Here is a 6876-nt window from a genome sequence, read left to right on the forward strand (position 1 = left end):
ATTGCCCGTCGGGCGCCACCGCCAGCCAGACGACGGGCTCGCGATGGCCATCGGGCTGCGTCGGCAGCGGCGGGGGAGCCGGGGGCAGCGGCGCGACGGTCTGCGGTGGAGCCGGGGCTGGAGCAGCCTCCGGCGGTGAGACAGAGGGGGCAAGCGCGACCGCAGATGGCGAAGCAGGAGCCGGCGGCTGTGCCGATTTCGCGCTGGCGCCAGGGTTTGCACCTTGCGGCGGCGGAGGCGCAGCCGACTGTTCAGGCCGCTCGAGCGCTTCCGGCGCTTGGGCCGGTGCGCTGGCGACGTCTTCGCCCTTCGGCGCGCTCGGCGCGGGTTGCTCGGCGGTCAGGCTTTTGCCGGCGTCCTGTGGCTGTCGCCACCAGGGGCCGAGCTGGTCGACCACCAGAGCGAGCACGGCGAGGAACGGAACGACGGCGAAGAGCTGTCGCAGGCGTGGTCGTCTGCCGGGTTGCGTTTCGGCACCCCTGCCGAACAAGGGTATGGCTGGTCCGGGCTTCGACCGGCCCGGCAACAGGCCGGCCCAGAACAGCAGGGCTGCAAGGGCTGAGAAAACGCCCGCTGCCCCGAAAAAAGCCAGGCGCGCGGACGCGAAAGCGTCGCCCGCGCCCTCGCCGCCCAGCGCGAAATACACGCGTGTGAGGCAGAGCATGCCGATCGCCAGCAGCAGCGCGGCGAGCAGCCTGTCGACAAACCTGTTCATCGGGCTCCCCCCTCCGGCCGCTATCAGTTTCGCCCATAATGATGCCGGTCAGCGCCGGGCTTGTCGATGTCCTTCTGTTGATGGCCAATCTCCCCCTTCGTGGGCGAGATTGGCTCTCTCGCCCCTCACCGCAATTCCACCCACACCGGCGCGTGGTCGCTGGCGCCGGGCTCGCCGCGCACTTCGCGGTCGATGCCTGCCCCGGCCAATCGGCGCGCCAGTTTCTTCGAGAGCAATATATGATCGAGCCGCAGGCCGGCGTCGCGCGGCCAGCGGTTGCGGCGATAATCCCAGAATGTGTAAAGCGTTTCTTTCGGGTGCTTCTTGCGCAGCGCATCTAGCCAGCCCTGGTCGAGCAGTGCTGCGAAAGCGGCGCGGCTTTCCGGCTGCACCAGCGCATTGTCGTCATAGGAGCGGGTCGGATAGATGTCGCGCGGCTCGGGCACGATGTTGTAGTCGCCGGCCAGCACCACCGGCAGGCCAGTGTCGAACAGTTCCGCCGCATGCGCGTTCAGCCGTTGATGCCAGGCAAGTTTGTACTGGAATTTCGGGCCGGGCTGCGGGTTGCCATTGGGCGCATAGAGGCAGCCGATGACAATGCCGCTGACCGCTGCCTCGATGTAGCGGGCCTGGTTGTCGCTCTCGTCGCCGGGCAGCGCCTCGCGGATCGGAACGGGTTCTGAACCCCGCGCGAGTATGGCGACGCCGTTCCAGGTCGGCTGTCCCACCCACAACGCGCCATAGCCCGCGGCGGCGAGTGCCGTGCGCGGAAACTGCGTCTGCCTTGCCTTCAGTTCCTGCATGCAGACGATGTCGGGCTTGGCGACAGCCAGCCAGGCCAGCACGTTTTGCAGCCGGCTGTTGATATTGTTGATGTTGAAGGTGGCGATCTTCATTGGGCGGATCAGCGCGCGATGCGCCCGGTCCATGCCTTGACCGCTTCGGCGAGCGTCTTCAGATGGTCGGCGGCGGAGAAGCCGGAGATGCTCTTGCGCGGCTTGAGGTCGTGGTCGCCATCCTCCAGCCACAGCATCTCGATTGCATCCGATAGCGCATAGCCCGCGACCTCGTCCTTCGTGCCGAACTCGTCGCGCGTGCCCTGGCAGATCAGTGTCGGGGTCTTGAGCGCGGCGAGATGCTTGGTGCGCAATTGCGTCAGCTTGGCCGGCGGGTGGAAGGGATAGCCCAGACAAAGCAGCCCCGAGATTTCGCCCTTGGAAAACATCTCGTCGGCGATCATCGAGGCGACGCGGCCGCCCATCGACTTGCCGCCGATGATCAGCGCCCCCGTCACGCCCTTCGCCCTCAGATCGGCGATCGCCTTGACATATTCCGGGTTCACTGTCTCGGCGCGCGGCGGCGGCTTGCGGTGGCCGTAGCGGCGGGCGGCCATGTAGTGGAATTCGAATCGCGCGACGCGGAAGCCGGCTTCGGCCAGCGCCTTGGCCGTGGCGGTCATCGAGGCCGAATCCATTGGCGCCCCGGCTCCATGGGCAAGCAGGACGGTGATGGGGGCGGTTTCGGGCCCGTCGAAGAGGAAGGCGGTCATTGGGTGGCCCGCAGATGAAGGCCGAGTTCCTTCGCGCCCCCCTCTGGCCTACCGGCCATCTCCCCCGCAACGAGAGAGATCACGCACTCTGCCGCTTTCGCCAATCTCCAACGTCGCAGGGATGAACCGGCACTCGAAGCTGCCATTCTCCCACCCTGCGGGAGAGATGGCCGGCAGGCCAGAGGGGGGTGTTCAAGCGCAACCATCGCGATCCCTTGTTCCGTCACCCACTATGGCTGCGCAGCTGCCTCGTCGCAAACCTGCGATTGTAGATACTGGACCTGCGCCGCCAGCAAACCGGGCCATCCAGTCGCATCGATCTCGCCAACCCATCTGCAAGCAGCTTCACGCCCGCGAACTTGTTCCAGCAAGCAGAAATAGGTGGTGTCTCGCCATGATCCGCACAATTGCCCGTTGCCGTCCATCACATCCAGGGCCGAGGCCCAGGTGAACCATCGCCTGATCCATGTACCGACCTTGCCCTCGAGATCGGTGACGCACTGGGCCATGAACGCATCGAGATCACCTTCATTTGCCGCCCAAAACGGGTCACGACCTCCGATGAAACTCCCATCAATGGCATCGAACCCTACTCTGAGAAATAATCTGCTCGATTTCCGATCGCTTTGGGTTTTAAACTGTGCCGAACTTGGATCCTTAACCTCATACCACGCGTCAAAATCCTTCCACAGCTTGGAAAACTTCTTCCACTTGAAGACAGCCGCGATCGAGCAGTCATACTGCCCGTATCGGCGGTCCGTGTAGCAATCGAGCTCGATGCTGAAATCGGTCAGATTATCGGCAGACGCGACAACAAGCTTGGCGCTGTCCGGCTTGAACCATCGCGCGCCAAGGCGTGAGCGAAGCTCTTCGGCAACGGTTGCTCGGATGGTTTTTGCATCGAGCATCACGTTTGGTCTTACCCCGCCGTGCGCGCCAGTTGCAGATCGATGAACTGTATCCCCTTGGCCGCCATGCGCGCCCATTCGGAGTTGGCGTCGAGTTCGAGGTAGCGTGCCCAGTGGCGGCGCGCCTCGGCCAGGTTGCCGGCGTCGAACTCCAGCCTCGCAAGGTTGAACACCGCATCGGCATAATCGGCATCGAGCGCGATCGCCTTTTGTAGATGCCGTCGCGCCGAGGCCTCTCGGCCTTGCTCGGTCATCAGCCCGGCCAGATTGAACCAGGCCTCGACAAAGCCGGGGTCACACTTGATGGCGCGGGCATAGTCATGCGCCGCCGCGGCCGCGTGGCCGGCGCCGCGCAGACAATTGGCGCGGTTGAAGGCGGCGATGGCGTCGGTCGGGTCGATGGCCAAGCAGCGCTGGTAGAGTGCGGCCGCCTGTTCGTGACGTTCAGCCTCTTCCGCGGCTTCAGCGTCGGCGAACAGTTCTTCCAGCGTGTCGTCATCCGGCGACCCAAAGTCGAACAGCAGCTGGCCGTCGAGTTCGCTCTGGCCACCATCGAGATAGATCGCATCCGCGCGCCCGCGCTGTGAGCCGACATTCAGCGACTTGGCGGTGAGCGAAGCCACCGGGCCGGAGCGGTGCACCGAGCGCGCGATTGCGCCCCACGAGGCGCCGCCGGCGACCAGCCCGGCATATTTGCGGGCCAGGATCAGGTCGCGAAACGAATAGGGCTCGCAATCATTCTCGAAGGCATCGAAGAGACTGAGAAGGTCGAGGTCGGATGCGGCCAATCGCGACTGATCGAGAAGCGACTGCCGCGACAGGGCCGAGGCCTCCGGCGCCTTCATCAGCCCTAGCAGGCGCAAAAAACCGCTTTCGCTGATCAGCTTTCGGCCGGCCGCGCGCTCGGCCGCGACGCGGCGCTCGATCTCGGCATCCCCGGCCTTGGCGAGAAGTGAGCGGCCGAACACCACATGGCTAGTGCGGCGCGTGACGCCGCGCCTTAACTGGGCGTGCTGGCGTTCAACCTCGCGCGCCCCCAGCCTCAGTGGAAACGCCGCCAGCGCGCCGATGGCGCCGAAGACGGTGCCGGCAAGCGCCGTCACGCCTTGCTCTTGCCGACGGCCTTCAGCAAATTGGCCTTGAGCGGGTTTTCCTTGGCCGCGCTGGCCTTGCCCTTGGCGGCAGGCTTTGCCGCCTCATCGGCCTTGCTCTTCGACTTGGCCGGCGGCTTGGCCGATTGCGACAGGCTGGCCTTCAGCGCATCCATCAGGTTGATCACGTTGCCGCGCTCGGGGGCGGCCGCGATGATCGGCTTGTGGCCCTTGAGCTTCTCGCGGATCATCGCCATCAGCGCGATCTCGTAGCGATCCTCATAATTCTTCGGATCGAAGGTGGTTTCCTTCTGCTTGATCAGCGCTTCGGCGAGCTGCAGCATTTCCGGGTCGGGCTTGCCGGCCGGGATGTTGCCGAAATATTCGGCCGTACCGCGCACTTCATTCGGGTTCCTCAAGGTGCAGACGAACATGCCGTTCTCGCGCGCGCCGATCGTCACGACGCGCTCGCGGCTGGACAGCACCAGCCGCGCGATCGCCAGCTTGCCCGACTTGCGCATCGCTTCGCGCAGCACCGCGAAAGTCTCCTCCGCCATCGCGCCATCGGGCGCCAGATAATAGGGCGCGTCCTGGTAGATGAAGTCGACCGAATGCTCGTCGACGAAGGCTTCGATGTTCATCGTGTGGTTGGATTCGATGCGCACCGCCTCGAGGTCGGCATCGTCGATGATGATGTACTGCTTATCTTCGTATTCGTAGCCCTTGACCAGATCCGAGCGCTCGACCAGCCCGAGCTCGGGATCGACCGGCTTCATATTGATGCGGTTGTGGGTGTCCTTGTGCAGCTGATTGAAGCTGATCCGCTCGCTGGCACTCGTCGCCGGATACAGCCGGACCGGACAGCTGACGAGACTGAGCTTGAGGTAACCTTTCCAACTTGCCCTGGGCGCCATGAAAGTCTCCTACGCGGCCGTGCACTGTCGAACTGTTCGCAGCGCTTCGTCCAAAGGACGAACAACGCTGCGCAAAACCTACTTCGCCCTCACAATACCGGCAAATCCCTAGCGAAATCTTCCATGTTGGCCCAGGGATCGCCGGAGGTGGCCAGAAGGCCCGGCAGCGAAGAATAATTCAAATCTTCCGGAGCGTCGATGGATTCCAGATCGGACCAACTCACCGGCGTCGAGGCCGGCAGGTTGGTGCGGGCGCGCAGCGAATAAGGTGCCGCCGAGGTGTGGCCGCGCGCATTGCGGTGATAATCGATGAAGATGCGCCGTTTGCGGTTGTCCTTGCCCATGGTGGTGGTGAAGATGTCGGGCGCGGAGGTGGCCAATGCCGAGGAAATGGCGCTGGTCGCCTGGTGCAGTTTCTTCCAGTTCTGTTTTTGCGTTACCGGCACGGTGATGTGTATGCCCTTGCCGCCCGACGTTTTCGCGAACGGCATCAGCCCCATCGCCTCCAGCTCGGCGCGGATATGCACTGCCGCCTCGACCACCTCGCGCCAGCTAATCCCCTCGCCCGGGTCGAGGTCGAAAACGATCAGGTCCGGTCTGTCTAGCCGCGTGCGGTGGGTGCCCCAGGTGTGGAACTCGACGACGCCGAACTGCGCCAGCGCCAGATAGCCCTTGGCATCTTCCACCGACAGATAGGATTTAGTCTCGCCCTCGGAATTGGTCGTCTCGAAGGTCGCCACCGATGAAGGCATGCCGGTGAAGGCATGGCGCTGGAAGAAACAGTCCTGCGGCTTGCCGGTCGGGCAGCGCACCAGCGACACCGGGCGGCCGAGGATGTGCGGCAGCATGAAGTCGCCGACCAGCGCGTAGTAGACGGCGATGTCGAGCTTGGTCGGTCCGGTTTTGCCGAACAACCGCCGCGTCGGATTGGTCACCCAGATTGTGGCGAGATCGGCTTCCGCAATCAGCCGCTTGCGCTTGGCCGACACCGGCGTCGATAGGCCGACGTCGCGCAGTCCGCGGAACACCGCATGGCGCAGCGCATTATCGGTGGTCCGGTTGGCATAGTGGATATGGGCCGAAAGCAGTGGCCGCACCCAGTTCATCTCGCGCATGATCTCGCGCGGAACCCCTTCGGGTGCAGACGCGCCGGCGCGCAAGGGCTCCAGCCGAGCCAGCAGGTCGGCGGCGGTGGCGGCGTCGAAGCCGGTGCCGACCTTGCCGCGATAGTGCAGTTCGCCATCCTCGAATTCGCCGAGGCCGAGTGCGGCCAATCCCTCGGCTGCATCGGAGGTGGTATAGCCGGCGATGATGAAGTCGCCGTTCTTCAGCGCCTTGATCTTGGTCCAGGTCTTGGTGCGGCCGCTCTGGTAGATTGCCGTTGCGCGCTTGGAAACGACGCCTTCTAGTCCCATCTCGGAAGCCTGGGCGTAGAGCGCCTGGCCATCGCCTTCGACGTGATCGCTGAACTGGATGGCGGAGTTGGCGCCCAAGCCGGACAGCAATTGCGACAGCAGCGCCTTGCGCCGGCCGAGCGGCGCTTTTCTCAGGTCCCAGCCGTCGAGATGCAAGAGATCGAAGGCGTAGAAGTGGAGCTTGTTGCCGGCGCCTTCGGCCAGCGCGTCCTGCAAAAGAGCGAAGCGGCTGATGCCCTTGGCGTCGAGCACGACGATCTCGCCATCTATAACAGCCTCACGAC

6 protein-coding genes and 1 pseudogene are annotated in these 6876 nt (G+C 64.4%); all 7 read right to left on the minus strand.

Annotated elements, in window-relative coordinates; all coding sequences use genetic code 11:
• Window positions 1–715, minus strand: a pseudogene (locus EOA85_RS23140) (WD40 repeat domain-containing protein); the annotation flags it as partial.
• Between the two features lie 125 nt (window positions 716–840).
• Window positions 841–1611, minus strand: coding sequence for an exodeoxyribonuclease III (locus EOA85_RS23145; RefSeq protein ID WP_127211308.1), 771 nt, complete (start codon window positions 1609–1611; stop codon window positions 841–843).
• 8 nt (window positions 1612–1619) lie between these two features.
• A complete protein-coding gene (locus tag EOA85_RS23150; RefSeq protein ID WP_127211309.1) occupies window positions 1620–2264 on the minus strand; it encodes an alpha/beta family hydrolase in 645 nt (214 codons plus the stop codon).
• 230 nt (window positions 2265–2494) lie between these two features.
• Window positions 2495–3172 (minus strand): hypothetical protein, encoded by a 678-nt coding sequence (locus EOA85_RS23160; protein ID WP_127211311.1) that lies wholly within the window; start codon window positions 3170–3172, stop codon window positions 2495–2497.
• A gap of 11 nt (window positions 3173–3183) precedes the next feature.
• A complete protein-coding gene (locus tag EOA85_RS23165; protein WP_127211312.1) occupies window positions 3184–4275 on the minus strand; it encodes a tetratricopeptide repeat protein in 1092 nt (363 codons plus the stop codon).
• The gene (locus tag EOA85_RS23170) at window positions 4272–5177 is read right to left on the minus strand and encodes a Ku protein (RefSeq protein WP_127211313.1); all 906 of its coding nucleotides are present in this window, start codon (window positions 5175–5177) and stop codon (window positions 4272–4274) included. Before EOA85_RS23170 ends, EOA85_RS23165 begins: the two co-directional genes overlap by 4 nt.
• 89 nt (window positions 5178–5266) lie before the next feature.
• The coding region (gene ligD / locus EOA85_RS23175; RefSeq protein WP_127211314.1) for a DNA ligase D at window positions 5267–6876 on the minus strand (1610 nt) is incomplete at its 5' end.

Origin of the sequence: Mesorhizobium sp. M5C.F.Ca.IN.020.29.1.1, from assembly GCF_003997375.1 — a bacterium.
In the GTDB taxonomy this organism is placed as follows: Bacteria; Pseudomonadota; Alphaproteobacteria; order Rhizobiales; family Rhizobiaceae; genus Mesorhizobium; species Mesorhizobium wenxiniae.